The organism is Bradyrhizobium sp. URHA0013 (genome assembly GCF_000518345.1).
Taxonomy (GTDB): domain Bacteria; phylum Pseudomonadota; class Alphaproteobacteria; order Rhizobiales; family Xanthobacteraceae; genus Bradyrhizobium.
Genome location: NZ_KI912426.1, coordinates 536,419 through 552,819 on the forward strand (window position 1 = coordinate 536,419; position 16,401 = coordinate 552,819).

18 protein-coding genes are annotated in these 16,401 nt (G+C 63.7%); 17 read left to right on the forward strand and 1 reads right to left on the reverse strand.

Annotated elements, in window-relative coordinates; translation table 11 throughout:
* Window positions 1-159: 159 nt before the first annotated feature.
* From N551_RS0123125 to N551_RS0123200, 16 genes are all read left to right on the forward strand, one after another.
* A complete protein-coding gene (locus N551_RS0123125; RefSeq protein WP_027568905.1) occupies window positions 160-543 on the forward strand; it encodes a hypothetical protein in 384 nt (127 codons plus the stop codon).
* On the forward strand, window positions 540-1,622 hold the full coding sequence (locus N551_RS0123130; RefSeq protein WP_027568906.1) for an alpha/beta hydrolase: 1,083 nt from the start codon (window positions 540-542) through the stop codon (window positions 1,620-1,622). The genes N551_RS0123125 and N551_RS0123130 overlap by 4 nt, the downstream gene beginning before the upstream one ends.
* Window positions 1,619-2,212: a GNAT family N-acetyltransferase gene (locus N551_RS0123135; protein WP_007593821.1), complete on the forward strand. Its 594-nt coding sequence runs from the start codon at window positions 1,619-1,621 to the stop codon at window positions 2,210-2,212. Before N551_RS0123130 ends, N551_RS0123135 begins: the two co-directional genes overlap by 4 nt.
* 203 nt (window positions 2,213-2,415) lie before the next feature.
* Window positions 2,416-2,871 (forward strand): phasin, encoded by a 456-nt coding sequence (locus N551_RS0123140; protein ID WP_027568907.1) that lies wholly within the window; start codon window positions 2,416-2,418, stop codon window positions 2,869-2,871.
* 159 nt (window positions 2,872-3,030) lie between these two features.
* Window positions 3,031-4,317, forward strand: a complete 1,287-nt coding sequence (locus N551_RS0123145; protein WP_027568908.1) for a DUF445 domain-containing protein — start codon at window positions 3,031-3,033, stop codon at window positions 4,315-4,317.
* A gap of 201 nt (window positions 4,318-4,518) precedes the next feature.
* Window positions 4,519-5,289, forward strand: a complete 771-nt coding sequence (locus tag N551_RS0123150; protein ID WP_027568909.1) for a triacylglycerol lipase — start codon at window positions 4,519-4,521, stop codon at window positions 5,287-5,289.
* Window positions 5,290-5,384: 95 nt separating this feature from the next.
* Window positions 5,385-6,251 (forward strand): phenylacetic acid degradation operon negative regulatory protein PaaX, encoded by an 867-nt coding sequence (paaX, locus tag N551_RS0123155; protein WP_027568910.1) that lies wholly within the window; start codon window positions 5,385-5,387, stop codon window positions 6,249-6,251.
* 76 nt (window positions 6,252-6,327) lie between these two features.
* Window positions 6,328-7,320, forward strand: coding sequence for a 1,2-phenylacetyl-CoA epoxidase subunit PaaA (gene paaA, locus N551_RS0123160; protein ID WP_027568911.1), 993 nt, complete (start codon window positions 6,328-6,330; stop codon window positions 7,318-7,320).
* 10 nt (window positions 7,321-7,330) lie between these two features.
* On the forward strand, window positions 7,331-7,618 hold the full coding sequence (gene paaB, locus N551_RS0123165) for a 1,2-phenylacetyl-CoA epoxidase subunit PaaB (protein WP_027568912.1): 288 nt from the start codon (window positions 7,331-7,333) through the stop codon (window positions 7,616-7,618).
* On the forward strand, window positions 7,618-8,394 hold the full coding sequence (gene paaC, locus N551_RS0123170; RefSeq protein ID WP_027568913.1) for a 1,2-phenylacetyl-CoA epoxidase subunit PaaC: 777 nt from the start codon (window positions 7,618-7,620) through the stop codon (window positions 8,392-8,394). The genes paaB and paaC overlap by 1 nt, the downstream gene beginning before the upstream one ends.
* The gene (paaD, locus tag N551_RS0123175; protein ID WP_027568914.1) at window positions 8,388-8,891 is read left to right on the forward strand and encodes a 1,2-phenylacetyl-CoA epoxidase subunit PaaD; all 504 of its coding nucleotides are present in this window, start codon (window positions 8,388-8,390) and stop codon (window positions 8,889-8,891) included. Before paaC ends, paaD begins: the two co-directional genes overlap by 7 nt.
* A gap of 2 nt (window positions 8,892-8,893) precedes the next feature.
* On the forward strand, window positions 8,894-9,976 hold the full coding sequence (gene paaE, locus N551_RS0123180) for a 1,2-phenylacetyl-CoA epoxidase subunit PaaE (RefSeq protein WP_027568915.1): 1,083 nt from the start codon (window positions 8,894-8,896) through the stop codon (window positions 9,974-9,976).
* A 55-nt stretch (window positions 9,977-10,031) separates the two neighbouring features.
* Window positions 10,032-10,481, forward strand: coding sequence for a hydroxyphenylacetyl-CoA thioesterase PaaI (gene paaI, locus N551_RS0123185; protein WP_027568916.1), 450 nt, complete (start codon window positions 10,032-10,034; stop codon window positions 10,479-10,481).
* A gap of 28 nt (window positions 10,482-10,509) precedes the next feature.
* The gene (paaK, locus tag N551_RS0123190; RefSeq protein ID WP_027568917.1) at window positions 10,510-11,841 is read left to right on the forward strand and encodes a phenylacetate--CoA ligase PaaK; all 1,332 of its coding nucleotides are present in this window, start codon (window positions 10,510-10,512) and stop codon (window positions 11,839-11,841) included.
* 64 nt (window positions 11,842-11,905) lie between these two features.
* A complete protein-coding gene (locus tag N551_RS0123195; protein ID WP_027568918.1) occupies window positions 11,906-12,910 on the forward strand; it encodes a zinc-binding alcohol dehydrogenase family protein in 1,005 nt (334 codons plus the stop codon).
* Between the two features lie 2 nt (window positions 12,911-12,912).
* Window positions 12,913-13,971 (forward strand): YeeE/YedE family protein, encoded by a 1,059-nt coding sequence (locus N551_RS0123200; RefSeq protein ID WP_027568919.1) that lies wholly within the window; start codon window positions 12,913-12,915, stop codon window positions 13,969-13,971.
* On the opposite strand, the gene N551_RS0123205 is transcribed toward N551_RS0123200, so the two are convergent.
* The gene (locus N551_RS0123205; RefSeq protein WP_027568920.1) at window positions 13,950-14,864 is read right to left on the reverse strand and encodes a DMT family transporter; all 915 of its coding nucleotides are present in this window, start codon (window positions 14,862-14,864) and stop codon (window positions 13,950-13,952) included. The genes N551_RS0123200 and N551_RS0123205 overlap by 22 nt on opposite strands.
* A gap of 100 nt (window positions 14,865-14,964) precedes the next feature.
* On the opposite strand from N551_RS0123205, the gene N551_RS0123210 reads away from it, so the two are divergent.
* Entirely contained in the window at window positions 14,965-16,395 is a 1,431-nt protein-coding gene (locus tag N551_RS0123210) for a PLP-dependent aminotransferase family protein (RefSeq protein ID WP_027568921.1), read from the forward strand.
* Window positions 16,396-16,401: the final 6 nt, after the last annotated feature.

Here is a 16,401-nt window from a genome sequence, read left to right on the forward strand (position 1 = left end):
CTCGGCTTTTGATCAATGCTGTATCGCATGGTTTCGTCTCGCAATGAAGCCGCGTCCGCGGCATCAGACCCGCTGCTTGCCGGTTGACCGGCACCGCGCAACGGTGTGGTATGGCGAAAAAGGAAGGGCATCGAAGCTCTCGAATTCAGGAGGACGCCGATGACCGACAACAGCAACGACCCCATTGCCATGTGGCAGAAGATGGTTGGCGAGATGGAGAAGGGGTTCAACTCCTTCGCCAATCAGGCCATGTCGTCGCCCGAGTTTTCGCAAGCCGTGAACCGGGCCGGCGGCGTTGCTGCAGGCGCTCAGAAGCAGCTCGGCGACCTCATGGAAAAATATCTGGTCTCCATGAATCTGCCGAGCCGGGACCAGGTCACCGGCCTTGCGGAACGGCTGCAGTCCATCGAAGGACAGATCGGTGAGATCAAGTCGATGCTGAGCCAGATGGCGGCGAGTTCCGGCATTTCTCAGGGCTCCGACACTGCATTGCGCCCGCCGCGCACCAAGCGCCCGCCATCTGAAGGCGGAGAGCAGACATGAATGCACCCGCCGGACTAGACTTCGCAGGGATCCCGGAGCGCATCCAGTCCGAGGTGCAGCGCGCCATCCAGCGCAGCATCAAAGGCGTCGAATATTTCTCGACGTCCGGTCCCACGCTCGGCTCGACCCCGAAAGACGTGCTGCATTCGCGCGGCACGATGAGCCTCTACCACTATCGTCCGATGTCCGACGAGATCTATCGAATTCCGATCTTGATCGTGATGGCGACCACCAACCGCGGTTACATTCTCGATCTCGTGCCCGGCCAGAGTTTCATCGAGTTCCTGTTGAAGCGCGGCTACGACGTCTACATGCTCGACTGGAGCGCGCCACGACCGGAGGAGAAGAGCCTCCGCATGGAGGACTATGTCCTCGACTTCATCCCGGATTGCATCCGCCGCGTGCAGCAGGATTCCGGCGAACAGGACGTCTCCGTCATCGGCTATTGTTTCGGCGGCGTGCTGTCGCTGCTCTACGGCTCGATCCACAGTGACGGGCCGATGAAGAATTTGATCTGCTTCACCACGCCGATCGACTTTCGCGAGATGAAATTGTTTTCGAACTTCTCCGACCGTCGCTATTTCGATGTCGATCGCCTCGTCGACAGCGTCGGCAACGTGCCGCCCGAGATGATCCTGTCGTCGTTCGAGATGCTGCGCCCGGCCTCGCGCACCGTCAGCCAGATCCAGCTCTGGGAAAACATCTGGAATGACGAGTTCGTCAAATCCTACCGGATGTTCGACCGCTGGGCGACCGACACGCTGCCGCTGGCCGGCGAATATTTCCGCACCATCACCAAGGACCTGATGTGGGACAACAAGCTGTTCAACGATACCATGTCGGTCGGCGGCCGTGCTGCGAAGCTCGAGGACATCAAGGTGCCGTTCCTGCATGCGGTGGCGGAGCATGACCACATCGTGCCGTATGAGGCTGCAAAGCACCTGATCGCCAAGATCGGATCGGAGGACAAGGAGGAGGTGATGCTGAAGGGCGGTCACGTCTCGCTCGTCGCCGGCGCCAATGCGGTGAAGCGGCTATGGCCGAAACTGGATTCCTGGCTGGGGAAGAGATCGACATGAGTGAGCAGCGTTCCTATCCGCGTCATGTGAAGACGGACGCGGGCGATATCGAGATCCGCCTGATGTCCCCGGCGGACGAGGCCGCGGTGCTCGCCTTCGGCAAGGGCCTGCCGACCCACGACCTGTTGTTCCTGCCGCGCAACATCAGTGAGCCGAAGGTGCTCTCCGCCTGGGTCAAGGAGATCGAGCGCGGCGCGATCACGAGCCTGCTCGCGGTCAGGGGCGGCACGGTCGTCGGCTGCGGCACGCTGGTGCGCGATCCGCACTCCTGGTCGCCCCATGTCGGCGAGATCCGGATGGTGGTTTCGCTCGATGTGCGCGGAAAGGGGGTGGGTCGGACGCTGTCGCAGGAGACCTTCGCACTCGCGCTCGGCGCCGGCCTCGAAAAGCTCTCGGTCCAGATGACGGTCGATCAGCAGGCCGCGATCACGCTGTTTGAGAGCCTCGGCTTCAAGGCCGAGGCACTGTTGCGCGATCATGTCCGCGACGTTGACGGCAAGACCCACGATATCGTTGTGCTCGGGCACAACATCGCGCAGGTCCAGGCCCAGATGGAGGCCTATGGGCTGCCCGGCGCCGTCCAGCATTGAGAACCGGTGGACGGGTGGTCGGGAACTCGGATGGTCAGGGAGGCGCCCGATTGCCTCCCATTAAGGCTATTCACGGTTTCGTGATATCGCACTGCAACATCGATATTGCATCGCACAATTAACTATGCCATATAAGCCGTGCCCCGGGCCAAAACCGGACGGGGTGAGCCCATAGCTCAACCAATGAGGATGGAGAGACCCCAATGACCACCGAAACCAACACCGCTTTCGAAGGCTTCAAGGACGCGTTCAAGAACATCCAGAACCTGGAAGTTCCTGAGGCTGCCCGCGAGTTCGTCAAGAAGTCCGCCAATACCGCCAAGGACCGTGCTGCCGAAGTGTTCGCTGGCTCCGAGCGCGTGACCGCCGCCGTCGAGAACGCGGTGACCGAGTCCGTCACCGAAGCCGGCAAGATCAGCCGCAACATCCAGCAGGCGATCTACGAGGACGCCGAGGCATTCTTCGCAGGCATCGACAAGCTCGCGTCCGCCAAGTCGTTCAGCGAAGCTGTCGAGATCCAGTCCGGCCTGCTCCGCGCCCGCGGCGAAGCGTTCGTCTCGCGCGCCAAGGCGACCACCGACTATTTCGGCAAGCTCGCCGCCAACGGTGCGAAGTCCGCTCAGGACAATTTTGCCAAGGTCTACAACAAGACCGCCTGATACGGCGTCCTGAGCAAAAACTGAATTTGAGGCCCGCTTCGGCGGGCCTTTTGTTATTCCGCCGTAGGTGTCATTGCGAGCGAAGCGAAGCAATCCAGTCTGCCTCCTTGCTCTGGATTGCTTCGCTTCGTTCGCAATGACGGATAGTGTGATGCTGTGATGAATCCATCAGGCACCTTCTCTTTCGACTCCCCCGGCGACGCCGAACGCGCGGCCGAATTACGCCGCGTGAAGGCGCTGGCGACGCTGGTGCTGGGCTCGACGCTCGTCCTGTTCGTCGTGGCGAAATGGCTGCTGCCTGTGCATCCCGTGTTCGGATTCATTGCGGCCTTCGCGGAAGCCGCGACCATCGGCGGGCTCGCCGATTGGTATGCGGTGGTCGCGCTGTTCAAGCGTCCACTCGGCCTGCCGATTCCGCACACGGCGATCATCCAGAGCAACCAGGCCCGTATCGCCGACAAGCTCGGCGAGTTCATTCAGGTGCATTTCCTCGAGGCTGCTCCCGTCGAGGCCAAGCTGAACGAGATCGATTTCGGCTCCTTCGTCGCCGACTGGCTGCGTGATCGCAAGCGCAGTGACGACCTTGCGCGCTTTGCGCTGCGCCTGCTGCCGGAGGCCGTCTCTGCGACGGAAACCTCGGGCCTGATGACCTTCATCCTTCGCCGCATGTCATCGCAGCTCCAGGCGATCGACCTCGCGCCGCTCGCGGCCGGCACGCTGCGGGGCTTCGTTGCCGAGGGACGTCACCAGATCCTGTTCGACGATCTCCTGCGCGTGATGCACGAGACGCTGAACCAGACCGAGACGATGGCGATGATCCGTGAGAAGGTGCGGGCGGAATTGCCGACCCTGCTCAGGCTCTATCGCGCCGACAAGTTTCTGGTGAACAAGATCGTGGCCTCCGCCACTGCGTTCTTCAATGAAGTGCGCAGCGATCCCAAACATCCGTTCCGCGGCGAGTTCGATCGCATGGTGCTGAGCTTCGTCGACCGGCTCGGCACCGACCAGGCCTATATCGACCGCATCGACGGTTTGAAGCGCGATCTGCTCGCGCGTCCCGAGCTCGCCGATCTCGCCCGCACCGTCTGGGCCAACACGCGGTCCTTCATCGAGCGTAGTGCAAGCGGCGAGACGCAGGTGCTGCAGCATCATCTCGCCGGTATGTGTGTCGCGGCAGGCGAAGCGCTTGCCGGCGATACCGAGCTGCGCGGCGAGATCAACAAGGGGCTGGTCGCGGTGCTGCGCAGTTTCGTCGCGGACCAGAAGAGCGGTGTTTCGACCTTCATCTCCGACCAGGTGAAATCGTGGGACATGGCGCAGCTGATTTCGCTGATCGAAATCAACATTGGCCGCGACCTGCAATACATCCGCTTTAACGGCTCGCTGATCGGTGGGCTGGCGGGCCTGGCGCTTTACTCCGTAGAATTCCTGCTTCGATTGTTGTGACTTTTGCGTCACGGACGCTGGCATTCACGCGCCGGCCTATTGTGGCCTCGGGTTTCACCAGCTTGAATGTAGGGAACCGGCGTCCTAGCTGATTCATGGTGCGCTGCGGAACGTTCGAAAAGCTGGCGTGTTGGAATTCATACCTGTTTGCCGGCCTCGCAGCCGGTGGTCTTTTCAGCATTTCTTCCGAGGGATCCATTGATGACCGCTACTGCCCAGACGCTGAGCCCGCCGTCTCGCACCCTGATGTTCCTGGAAGGGCGAGCGATCCACGAGTTTGGCGCATTCCTCGGCGCGCTGCCGCTGCTCAGCCTTGCGCCGCGGGGCGATGGGCATCCGGTGCTGGTTCTGCCGGGCCTCGTGGCCTCCGACGGGTCCACGCGCGCGTTGCGCACATTTTTGTCGGGCAAGGGCTATGCGGTGAGCGGCTGGCGCCAGGGCCGCAATTACGGCCTGCGCGAGGGCGTGCAGCACGCGATGGTGGATCTGGTTCAGGAGCTCAGCGACAGGCACGGCCGCAAGATCAGCCTGGTCGGCTGGAGCCTCGGCGGTCTCTATGCGCGCCAGCTCGCCAAAATGATGCCCGTCCGCGTGCGCCAGGTGATCACGCTCGGCAGCCCCTTTGCCGGCGATCCGCATTCGACCAATGCTTGGCGCGTCTATGAATGGGCGAGCGGGCGGAAATCCGACGAGGTCGATCCGCAGTTCGGCGGCGATCTCGCCGTTCCGCCGCCGGTGCCGACCACGGCGATCTTCAGCCGCACCGACGGTGTCTGCGCCTGGCAGGGCTGCATGGAGAAGTCGGGCGCGCAGACCGAGAGCATCGAGATCGAGAGCAGCCATTGCGGCATGGGTCATCATCCGGCTGCTGTCTTCGCGGTGGCTGATCGCCTTGCGCAGAAGGAAGGCAGCTGGCGGCCCTTCGACCGCAGCGGCTGGCGCAGCGTGGTCTATCCCGATCCGCATCGGTAGTTCTTTGCCTCTCCCGTAAGAACGGGGAGAGGGAGAAACGAGACCGTCGCACCCGTCCATTGTCGCGCCCGCACCAAACGCGCTATGCCTCGCGCATGGCGCATCCCTTGTCCCGCATCATCGAGCAGCTCAAACGCGAACCGTCGCGCACCGGCTCCATCGTCATCACGGTGTTCGGCGATGCCATCGTGCCGCGTGGTGGCTCGGTATGGCTCGGCACGCTGCTGGAATTCTTCGAGAGCCTGGACATCGACAGCGGCGTGGTGCGTACCGCGATGTCCCGGCTTGCCGCCGATGGCTGGCTGACGCGCGAAAAGGTCAGCCGCAACAGCTTTTATCGCCTGGCCGACAAGGGCCGCCAGATCTTCGAGGCCGCGACACGCCATATCTACGATCCGCCGCCGTCCGACTGGACCGGCCGCTTCGAACTGCTTCTGATCGGCAATGGCGAGGATCGCGACGCCTCGCGCGAGGCGCTCCGTAATGCGGGCTTCGGTAGTCCGCTGCCGGGCGTGTGGGTCGCGCCGTCAGGCGTGCCAGTGCCGGGCGAGGCCGCGGGCGCCATCCGTCTGGAAGTCTCGGCCGAGGATGACAGCGGCCGCCGGCTGCTCAGTGCGAGCTGGCCGCTGGATCGCACCGCGGACGCCTATCTCAAGTTCATGAAGACGTTCGAGCCGCTGCGCACCGCGATCGCGCGCGGTACGGAGCTGTCCGAGGCCGACGCCTTCACGGCGCGCATCCTCCTGATCCACCATTACCGTCGCGTCGTGCTGCGCGATCCGCTGCTGCCCGAAAGCCTGCTTCCGGCGAACTGGCCGGGCAAGGCCGCCCGCGCGCTGTGCGGCGACATTTATCGCGCGCTGCTTGTCCCATCAGAACAATGGCTTGATGGCAACGGAACCAATGAAAAGGGCCCATTGCCGCCGGCGCGAAAACTCTTGGAACGGAGATTCGAGGCTTGATCGTTATGTTACAGAAATATCTTGCATGAGATAATTCTTGTTATATATTGTCTCTCAATAAAATGGGAGGGTGCGCATGTATACCCAGGCGCTGAACACGACCGAGACCGTTGATCGCGGTCTTGAGGACGCGGCCAAGGCTGCGCAGTTCCAGGCCCGCATCGATGCCGAGGAGCGCATCGAGCCAAACGACTGGATGCCAGCGGCCTATCGCAAGACGCTGACGCGCCAGATCTCCCAGCACGCTCATTCCGAAATCGTCGGCATGCTGCCCGAAGGCAACTGGATCACGCGTGCGCCGTCCTTGCGCCGCAAGGCGGCGCTGCTCGCCAAGGTGCAGGACGAGTGCGGCCACGGGCTTTATCTCTATGCCGCGGCCGAGACGCTCGGCACTTCGCGCGAACAGCTGGTCGACGCCATGCTCGCGGGCAAGGCGAAATATTCCTCGATATTCAACTATCCGACGCTGACCTGGGCCGACATCGGCACCATCGGCTGGCTGGTCGACGGCGCCGCGATCATGAACCAGATCCCGCTGTGTCGCTGCTCCTATGGTCCTTACGCGCGCGCGATGATCCGCGTCTGCAAGGAGGAGTCGTTCCACCAGCGTCAGGGCTATGAAATCATGCTGACGCTGTGCCGTGGCTCCGACGAGCAGAAGGCGATGGCGCAGGATGCCTTGAACCGCTGGTGGTGGCCGGTGCTGATGATGTTCGGCCCGCCCGATGCCACCAGCCAGCACAGCGACATCTCGACGAAGTGGAAGATCAAGCGCTTCTCCAATGACGAGCTGCGACAGAAGTTCGTCGACGCCACCGTGCCGCAGGCGCAATATCTCGGCCTCACCATTCCCGATCCCGGCATGATTCAGGATGCGGACGGGCACTGGCGTTACAGCGAGATCGACTGGACAGAATTCAAGCAGGTGCTCGCCGGCAACGGCCCGTGCAATCGTGACCGAATGGCCGCGCGCCGCAAGGCGCACGGCGAAGGCGCCTGGGTGCGCGAGGCGGCAGCTAGCTATGCCGCAAAGCGCGCGCAGCGTCGAACTGCACAAGCGGCAGAGTAGGGAGATCGCAATGGCCACGCCAAACACGCCGCTGTGGGAAGTCTTCATTCGCAGCCGCAACGGGCTCGCGCACAAGCATGTCGGCTCGCTGCATGCGAGCGACGCCACGATGGCCTTGCAGGCCGCCCGCGATATCTACACCCGTCGCGGCGAAGGTCTTTCGATCTGGGTCGTGCCGTCGACGGCGATCACCGCAAGCGATCCCGCCGACAAGGGCTTGATGTTCGAGCCGGCGGAGTCGAAGATCTACCGGCACCCGACGTTTTACGAAGTGCCCGAGGAAGTGGGACACATGTGATGCCCGTCGCGAACATCGAGGTCTCAGAAACACCACTGGTGCTCTACGCGCTGCGCCGGGCCGACGACGCGCTGATCCTTGGGCACAGGCTGTCGGAATGGTGCGGACATGCGCCGATGCTGGAAGAGGACATGGCGCTCTCCAACATCGCGCTCGACCTCCTTGGCCAGGCCCGCGAACTCTACTCTTACGCCGCCAAGGTCGAAGGCAAGGACAACGACGAGGACAGCTTCGCATACCTGCGCGACGTCAGGCAGTATCGCAATTTGCTGCTGGTCGAGCAGCCCAATGGCGATTTTGCCCAGACGCTGGTGCGGCAGTTCTTCTATTCCGCCTTCGCTGATCTCTACTGGCGTGCGATGATGACTTCGCGCGATGCGGCGCTAGCGGCCATTGCCGCCAAGTCGGAGAAGGAGAGCGCCTATCACCTTCGCCATGCCTCGGAGTGGATCATCCGGCTCGGTGACGGCACGGCTGAAAGCCATGCCCGCGCGCAGGCCGCGATCAATCATCTCTGGGCTTTCACCGGTGAGATGTTTGCCGTCGATGAAGGCGAGCGCGCCCTGATCCATGCCGATATCGCCGTCGATCCCGGAAGCTTGCGGGGTCGCTGGATGACGACACTCTCGGGTGTCGTCAGTGAAGCCACGCTAGAGCTGCCGCAGACCGACTGGATGCAGCAAGGCGGTCGTTCCGGGCGGCACAGCGAGCATCTTGGCCATCTTCTGTCCGAGCTGCAGTCGATGCAGCGCACTTTCCCGGGGCAGACATGGTGACGGTGCTGGAGCCCCATAGCGAACTGCGCCAACGGGCCTGGGATGCCGCGGCGAGCGTGGTCGATCCCGAAATTCCGGTCTTGACCATCGCCGATCTCGGCGTGCTCCGTGATGTCGTCCTCGACGGCGATCACGTCGAGGTCGCGATCACCCCGACCTATTCGGGCTGCCCAGCCATGAACATGATCGCGCTGGAAATCGAAGTCGCGCTGGAGCGCGCCGGTTTTTGCAGTCCAAAAGTCCGCACTGTGCTCTCGCCGGCCTGGACCACCGACTGGATGAGCGAAGAGGGCCGCCGGAAGCTTCACGCCTACGGCATCGCTCCGCCGCAGGATTCGAATTCACGCCGCGCGCTGTTCGGCGAGCAAGCTGTTACGTGCCCGCAATGCGGCTCGGCGAATACCGAGCTGCTATCCGAATTCGGCTCCACCTCCTGCAAGGCGCTCTGGCGCTGCAGGGCCTGCCGCGAACCCTTCGATTATTTCAAGTGTCATTGACCATGTCAGCAGCCGCACCACGCTTTCATCGCCTGGCCGTCAACGACCTCCGCCGCGAGGCGTCGGACGCCGTATCGCTGACATTCGCCATCCCGGCGGAGCTTGCGGCCGACTACGCCTTCACGCCCGGCCAATACCTCACACTCCGCACCACGCTGGATGGCGAGGAAGTGCGCCGCTCCTATTCGATCTGCTCCGGGCCCGACGACGGCGAGATACGCATCGCCGTAAAGAAGATCGATGGTGGCGCGTTTTCGAGCTGGGCAGCGGACGATTTGAAGTGTGGCGACGCGCTGGATGTGATGACGCCCACGGGACGTTTCGGCGTGATCCCGCCGGCCGGCACCGGCCGCATCCATGTCGGCTTTGCCGCCGGCTCCGGCATCACGCCGATCCTGTCGATCGTCAAGGGCACGCTTGCGCGCGAGCCGGACAGTCAGTTCTTCCTGTTCTACGGCAATCGCACGACCGACAACATCATGTTCCTCGAGGCGCTCGAAGAGCTCAAGGATCGCTTCATCGACCGGCTCTCGATCTTCCACGTCATCTCCGGCGAGGAGCAGGACATCCCGATCCTGCATGGCCGGCTCGACGGCGACAAGGTGCGAGTGCTGCTGCGTTCGCTGGTGCCGGCGGAAAGCGTCGATCACGTCTTCATCTGCGGTCCGTCCGGCATGAGCGAGGACATCGAGGCGACCTGCCGAGGGCTCGGCATCGCGGAAGAGCGTATCCATGTCGAGCGCTTTGTCTCCGAGTTCGGTGGCAAGCCGCGGCCGAAGAAGATCGTTGCGCCGGACGCGCCCCCGAAAGCGATCGCGTCGCTGATCATCGACGGCAAGCGCCGCGACGTGCCGGTCGCCGAGGACGAGGCGATCCTCGATGCCGCACTACGCGCCGGTGTCGATCTGCCCTTCGCCTGCAAGGGCGGCATGTGCTCGACCTGCCGTGCAAAACTGGTGGAGGGTGAGGCGCCGATGGATATCAACTACTCGCTGGAACCCTGGGAGCTGAAGGCCGGCTTTGTCCTGACCTGTCAGGCCAAGCCATCATCGGAGCGGGTCGTGGTCGATTACGACCACGTTTGACAGTTTTAGCCAAGCAGCAGAAAATCGTGTCCAAACAATCGGAGGGGAGAAGCGCGTGAATGTCAAGCCCGCCTTGTCGCCCGAGGATGTAGCCCGTGCCTGCGCCGATGCGATGTGGGCGGAGGACGATGCCTCCAAAGGACTCGGCATGGAGATCGTCGAGATCGGGCCGGGCTATGCGACGCTGGCGATGACTGTGCGGCCGGACATGGTCAACGGCCAGCGCATCGCCCATGGCGGCTTCATCTTCACGCTGGCCGATTCCGCCTTCGCTTTCGCGTGCAACTCGCACAACGACCGCGTCGTGGCGGCGCAGGGACAGATCACCTTCATCAAGCCGGGCAAGCTCGGCGATCGGCTGGTGGCGAAGGCGCGGGAGGTCACCCGTAGCGGCCGCTCCGGCATCTATGACGTGCGCGTCACCGCCGGCGATACAGTCATCGCCGAATTTCGCGGGCATTCGCGGGTCATTCCCGGCAATTGGCTGCCGGCGGAGGATCAATAAAGAAAAGCAATGATGCGGGGAAACGAAGATGGCTCTGACGAGGCTCAAGGAAGGTGGTAACACCTATCGCGCCGAAATGGATGCGCGTGAGCGCGCATCGCGCGACGAGATCATGGCACTCCAGACGGAGCGACTGGCCTGGTCGCTGAAGCACGCCTACGACAACGTCCCGCACTATCGCAAGGCCTTCGACGCGGCCGGCGTGCATCCGTCCGACTTTCGAGAGCTCTCGGATCTTGCGAAATTTCCGTTCACGGTGAAGACGGACCTGCGCGACAATTATCCCTTCAACATGTTTGCCGTGCCCCGTGAAAAGCTGGTGCGCGTGCATGCGTCCTCCGGCACGACGGGCAAGCCGATCGTGGTCGGCTATACGCAACGCGACATCGACACATGGTCGGACGTGATGGCGCGCTCGATCCGCGCCGCCGGCGGCCGCACTGGCATGATCATCCACAATGCCTATGGCTACGGTCTCTTCACCGGCGGGTTAGGGGTGCACTATGGCGCCGAAAAACTCGGCTGCACCGTGGTGCCGATCTCCGGGGGCATGACCGAGCGGCAGGTGCAGCTCATCAACGACTTCCGGCCCGACATCATCACGGTGACGCCGAGCTACATGCTGGCGATCCTCGACGAGTTCAAGCGCCAGAAGCTCGATCCACGCCAGTGCTCGCTGAAGGTCGGCATCTTCGGTGCCGAGCCCTGGACCAATGCCATGCGCGGCGAGATCGAAGACGCCTTCGACATGGACGCGACCGACATCTACGGTCTTTCCGAGGTGATCGGGCCCGGCGTTGCGCAGGAATGTATCGAGACCAAGGACGGTCTGCACATCTGGGAGGATCATTTCTATCCCGAAGTCATCGACCCCGAGACGGGTGCGGTGCTGCCCGACGGGGAGAAGGGCGAACTGGTCTTTACCTCGCTCACTAAGGAAGCCTTTCCGGTAATCCGCTATCGTACCCGCGACCTGACGCGGCTGTTGCCGGGCACGGCGCGGCCGGGCATGCGGCGGATGGAGAAGGTCACGGGCCGTTCCGACGACATGATCATCCTGCGCGGCGTCAATCTGTTCCCGACCCAGATCGAGGAGGTTCTGCTCGCCACCGACTGGTGCGGAGGGCATTTCATTCTGGAACTGACCCGCGAAGGCCGCATGGACGAGTTGACCATCATTGCCGAGGCGCGGCCGGAGAGCTGGGACGGCCGGGGCCTCCTCGACCATGCGAGCCGGATCTCGACGCACATCAAGAACACCATCGGCATCAGCTCCAGGGTAAGCGTGGTTGCGCCGGCCACGCTGGAACGCTCGCTCGGCAAGGCCAAGCGCCTCTATGACAAGCGGCCCAAGGATTGACTTGACGGATTGACTCGACCGTCCCCAAGGGCGACAAGGCCCGCGAGAAATCGCGGGTCTTTCCATGTCAACAGCCGATCCCAAAGCCGTCGACGCGCGCTGTGTGCGCCTCAACGCGAAGGCCGAGAACGCGGCTGCGGTTGCGCCGGTGGTTGAGCGTCAGACGCTCGCTCGCGGCCCTGGCGATCTCCTGATCGACGTGAGGGCCGCCGCCGTCAATCCGTCCGACGTCAAGGCCGCGACCGGGCTAATGCCCTATGCCATCTTCCCGCGCACGCCGGGTCGCGACTACGCCGGCGTGGTGATTGACGGGCCGGCCGGTACGATCGGCCGCGAGGTGTTCGGCTCCTCCGGTGATCTCGGCATCCGTCGCGACGGCACTCACGCCAGCCATCTCGTCGTTGAATCCGACGCGGTGGTGGAGAAGCCCAAGACCGTGTCCTGGGAGGAGGCCGCCGGCATCGGTGTGCCCTTTGTCACCGCGATGGAGGGCTTTCGCCGCGCCGGCATTCCAAAGCCCGGGGAGACGGTGCTGGTGTTCGGCGTCAACGGCAAGGTCGGTCAAGCGGCGGTGCAGATCGCGACCTGGCAGGGCGCGCGTGTCATCGGCGTGGTGCGCAAGGCGGAACCTTATGAGGGCCACACCAACGCCTCTGTCGAGGTGATCGACGCTTCCGCGACCGACGTCGCCACGCGCGTGCGCGAGTTGACCGGGAGTAAAGGTGCCCACATCGTCTTCAACACGGTCGGCGATCCCTATTTCCAGGCGGCGCACAAGTCGCTCGCGCTTCGCGGCCGCCAGATCCTGATCGCCGCGATCGACCGCATCGTGCAGTTCAACATCCTCGAATTCTACCGCGGGCAACACACCTATGTCGGCATCGACACGCTCGGCCTCTCGTCGATCGCGACAGGCGCTGTGCTGCGTGACCTCAGCCCGGGCTTCGCGAGCGGGCACCTGAAACCATTCCCGATCAAGGCGAACGCCGTCTATCCGCTCGAACGCGCGAAGGAGGCCTATGTCGCCGTTGCCGGCTCGTCGCGGAACCGCGTGATCCTGAAGCCTTGATCATGGAGTCGTCCACCCAGCTCGTCATCCTCGCCGGCCTCGGCATCGGCCTGCTTTACGGCGCCGTCGGCCTGCTCAGCGGCTTCTGCCTGATGAGCAGCATGCGCGGCTGGCTGGCGAAGGGGGATGGGCGCTTGGTACGCACCTACGCGTTGGCGATCGCGGTTGCGACCGCCGCGAGCCAATTCCTCGCCGGCAACGGCATGGTCGATCTCGGCAAGTCGATCTACCTGCAACAGTCCTTTTCGGTGCCAGTGCTGTTTCTCGGCGGACTTCTGTTCGGATACGGAATGGTGCTGTCGAACGGCTGCGGTTCGCGCGCGCTGGTGCTGCTCGGTCGCGGCAATCTCCGCTCCTTCGTCGTGGTGGTCGTGCTCGCCATCGCCGCGCAGATGACGCTCAAGGGCCTGATCGCGCCGGTGCGCATCGCGCTGGTCCAGGCCTCGCAAACCACGGTCAACGTGAATTCGCTGCCGTCACTGTTGGCGACGTTCGGTCCGGCTGAAGCGGTTTCGCGCGCGATGGCTGCTGCTGTCGTCGTTGTTGCGCTGATCCTGTTCGCTTTCGCGCACCCGGCGTTCCGGCGTTCCCCCGGCCAGATTGCGGCCGGTGTCATCGTCGGTCTCCTCGTCGCCGGCGGCTGGTTCGTCACAGGCTATCTCGGCGCGGATGACTTCAACCCGGTGCCGGTGACCTCGCTCACCTTCGTCGCGCCGATCGCGGACAGCCTGCAATATGGCATGCTCTCGACTGGTCTGACGCCGAATTTCGGCATTGCGACAGTTGCCGGCGTCTTCGCTGGCAGTCTGGCCACCGCGCTTGCTACCGGCCGTTTTCATCTCGAAGGCTATTCCTCGCCACGCCACATGCTGCGATCGGCGGGTGGCGCCGCGCTGATGGGCATCGGCGGCGTGATGGCGTTCGGCTGCTCGATCGGGCAAGGGCTTACAGGCGTGTCGACGCTCGCGCTGGGCTCCTTCGTCGCCGTCGCCGGCATCCTGCTCGGCACGACGGCGGGCTTGCGCGGGATGCTGCGCGTTCAGCCGTTCGCGGTAGCCTGACGGCGCAGCATACGATCGCCGAGCGTGGCAAAGCCAATGCCACCGATGATCAGTCCGGCCGCAACGGCAAGACTAATATCAATAGGCTCGCCCAGCAGGATCGCAGCGCAGGCGATCCCGACGAGCGGCGTGCCGGTGGTTCCGAGCGCCGTCGTCAGAGCCGAGATGCTCTTGTTGACCATCGACATGGCCCAATAAGCCAGCGCTGTCCCGATCAGACCGGAGTACAGGAACAGCAGGACGAGTTTCCATGACCATTCCGCGTGCGGCAGCCCCTCCACGATCATCGCAGCCGCTGACAGCACGATCGTGGCAACGAGCACCTGCCAGATTAGGAGCTGAAGTGGGGATGCGATCCAGCGATGGGCCCGAATATAGATGATGTTCGCAGCCCATGAGATCGCGGCCAGGATCACCATGCCGGCGCCAAGCACGACGTTGGCATTCGTCCAGTCGATCGAGGTGGGATTCAGGATCACGGCAAGACCAATCAGCCCGAGCAGGGCGCCGGCCAGTTTTGGCGCAGTCAGCGTATCCTTCCCCAGCAGGGGCGCTGCGATCGCGACCCAGAGCGGCGTGGTGTAGCCGAGCACAATGGCCTTGCTCGCGGGCAGGAAGCGCACACCGGCCGCCACCAGGACAGAGAATATCGTCATGTGCAGCAGCGCGACACTCAGGACCACCGGAATGTCGCGCCGCTTCGGGATCACCAGATTGTTGCTGAGCCCCAGGATCACGAACAATGCTGCCAAAGCGATCCAGCTGCGGATCGCCGAGGTCCAGAGCGGCGGAAGGAATTGCACGAGTTGCTTCGTCACCGACCAGTTTACGCCCCAAGCCAGCACGACGATGAGGAATAGGCCGACGGTCGCGCGGGGCGAGAGGGAGTTCATCGGAAAATCCTTGAAGCAGTTCTATCAGGCGGATAGCATTCCGCCTGGCACCTAAAAAAGTGCCAGATCAGAAAGGATCAAGGTGCCAGTTCCGGAAAGCATGATCTCCGCCCTGATCGACCTGAACCGGGCCGACGACGAGGGGCTGGTGGCTCAACTGACGAGCCAGCTCCGAAGCTTGATCGCGACCGGCCGTCTCGTCAAAGGCCGCACGCTGCCGTCGAGCCGCCGGCTTGCGAGCGATCTCGGCGTCTCGCGCAACACCGTCACCTATGCGTTCGAGCAACTCGCCGCCGAGGGATATCTCGAGGCCTCGCACGGACGCCGTCCGATGATTACGGTCGAGGGCGGCGAGCGCATTGCAGAGGCGGGCGCCATCGCATCTCGCATGCGCCTTGCCAGGCCGCGGCTTTCGCCCTGGGCTTCAAGCCTCACGCAGACCGACTGGCCGATGTCTTATCAGGCACGACTGAGACCCTTGCGTCCCGGGCACGGCGATTTCCGGGAGTTTCCGAACGAGGTCTGGGCGCGCTGCCTGCGCCGCAGCGCCGTGCGCGCGGCCAAGCGCGAGCTCGGACCGGTCAACCGGGCGCGCCTGCGCGAGGCGCTGGCGCATTATCTCGCGACCAGCAGGGGTGTGCGCGCGACGGCGGATCAGATCCTGATTCTGCCGAGCGCGCAGGCCGCGCTGACCTTGATTGCGGCCGCCGTCATCACGCCCGGCGACGACGTCTGGGTCGAGGATCCCGGCTATCCCGGCGCCGCGGCCGCGTTCCGTGCGTCCGGTGCGCGCGTGACCGGGATGAGGTTGGACGAGCAGGGCATGCAGCGGATTCCGGGGATAGCGACCCCGACATTGATCTTCATGACGCCGTCGCACCAGCACCCGACCGGCCGCCTGATGTCGCTCTCGCGCCGCACGGAGTTTCTTGGCCTGAGCAGGCCCGGCAAGACCTGGATCGTAGAGGACGATTACGACGGTGAATTCCACTATGACAGCCGGCCGGTGCCGGCCTTGCAGGGACTCGATGCCCATGGCCGCGTGTTCTATGTCGGTACGTTCTCCAAGGCCATGACCTCGGACATCCGGCTCGGCTATCTCGTCGTTCCGCCGGCCCTGGTCAACACCTTGGAGATCGCACAGCGGCACATCGGGCTGATCGCCCCGAGCCACGTCCAGGAAGCGCTGGCCGAGTTCATTGCCGACGGACATTTCCTGGCGCATCTGCGCCGGGTGCGCCGGATCTATCACACTCGTCGCGATCACCTCGTCGAGGGACTTGAGCGTCATCTCGGCGAGGTACTCTCTGCCGAAGTGCCCCCCGGTGGCATTCAGCTCGTCGCGCGCCTCAAGCGCGGTCGCGCGGATCAGAAGGCGGTAAAGCGGCTGGTCGAAGCGGGCGTTGAAACGCGTGCCCTGTCCGGCTTGGCACTGGGCAGGCCGCGCGATCACGGTCTATTGCTCGGCTTCGCGGCCTGGCGCGAGAGCGAGATCACCGCGGCGTTGCGGACGATGGCGTCCTGCTTCTAGCGCAAG

What these genes read in the sequence shown, in the direction of transcription:
- paaC (WP_027568913.1), top strand. Translation starts at nt 7,618, where the DNA reads ATGCCCGTCGCGAACATCGAGGTCTCAGAAACACCACTGGTGCTCTAC.
- N551_RS0123195 (WP_027568918.1), top strand. Translation starts at nt 11,906, where the DNA reads ATGTCAACAGCCGATCCCAAAGCCGTCGACGCGCGCTGTGTGCGCCTC.
- paaK (WP_027568917.1), top strand. Translation starts at nt 10,510, where the DNA reads ATGGCTCTGACGAGGCTCAAGGAAGGTGGTAACACCTATCGCGCCGAA.
- paaE (WP_027568915.1), top strand. Translation starts at nt 8,894, where the DNA reads ATGTCAGCAGCCGCACCACGCTTTCATCGCCTGGCCGTCAACGACCTC.
- N551_RS0123210 (WP_027568921.1), top strand. Translation starts at nt 14,965, where the DNA reads ATGATCTCCGCCCTGATCGACCTGAACCGGGCCGACGACGAGGGGCTG.
- N551_RS0123150 (WP_027568909.1), top strand. Translation starts at nt 4,519, where the DNA reads ATGACCGCTACTGCCCAGACGCTGAGCCCGCCGTCTCGCACCCTGATG.
- paaA (WP_027568911.1), top strand. Translation starts at nt 6,328, where the DNA reads ATGTATACCCAGGCGCTGAACACGACCGAGACCGTTGATCGCGGTCTT.
- paaX (WP_027568910.1), top strand. Translation starts at nt 5,385, where the DNA reads ATGGCGCATCCCTTGTCCCGCATCATCGAGCAGCTCAAACGCGAACCG.
- N551_RS0123135 (WP_007593821.1), top strand. Translation starts at nt 1,619, where the DNA reads ATGAGTGAGCAGCGTTCCTATCCGCGTCATGTGAAGACGGACGCGGGC.
- paaD (WP_027568914.1), top strand. Translation starts at nt 8,388, where the DNA reads ATGGTGACGGTGCTGGAGCCCCATAGCGAACTGCGCCAACGGGCCTGG.
- N551_RS0123140 (WP_027568907.1), top strand. Translation starts at nt 2,416, where the DNA reads ATGACCACCGAAACCAACACCGCTTTCGAAGGCTTCAAGGACGCGTTC.
- N551_RS0123125 (WP_027568905.1), top strand. Translation starts at nt 160, where the DNA reads ATGACCGACAACAGCAACGACCCCATTGCCATGTGGCAGAAGATGGTT.
- paaB (WP_027568912.1), top strand. Translation starts at nt 7,331, where the DNA reads ATGGCCACGCCAAACACGCCGCTGTGGGAAGTCTTCATTCGCAGCCGC.
- N551_RS0123205 (WP_027568920.1), bottom strand. Translation starts at nt 14,864, where the DNA reads ATGAACTCCCTCTCGCCCCGCGCGACCGTCGGCCTATTCCTCATCGTC.
- N551_RS0123200 (WP_027568919.1), top strand. Translation starts at nt 12,913, where the DNA reads ATGGAGTCGTCCACCCAGCTCGTCATCCTCGCCGGCCTCGGCATCGGC.
- N551_RS0123130 (WP_027568906.1), top strand. Translation starts at nt 540, where the DNA reads ATGAATGCACCCGCCGGACTAGACTTCGCAGGGATCCCGGAGCGCATC.
- N551_RS0123145 (WP_027568908.1), top strand. Translation starts at nt 3,031, where the DNA reads ATGAATCCATCAGGCACCTTCTCTTTCGACTCCCCCGGCGACGCCGAA.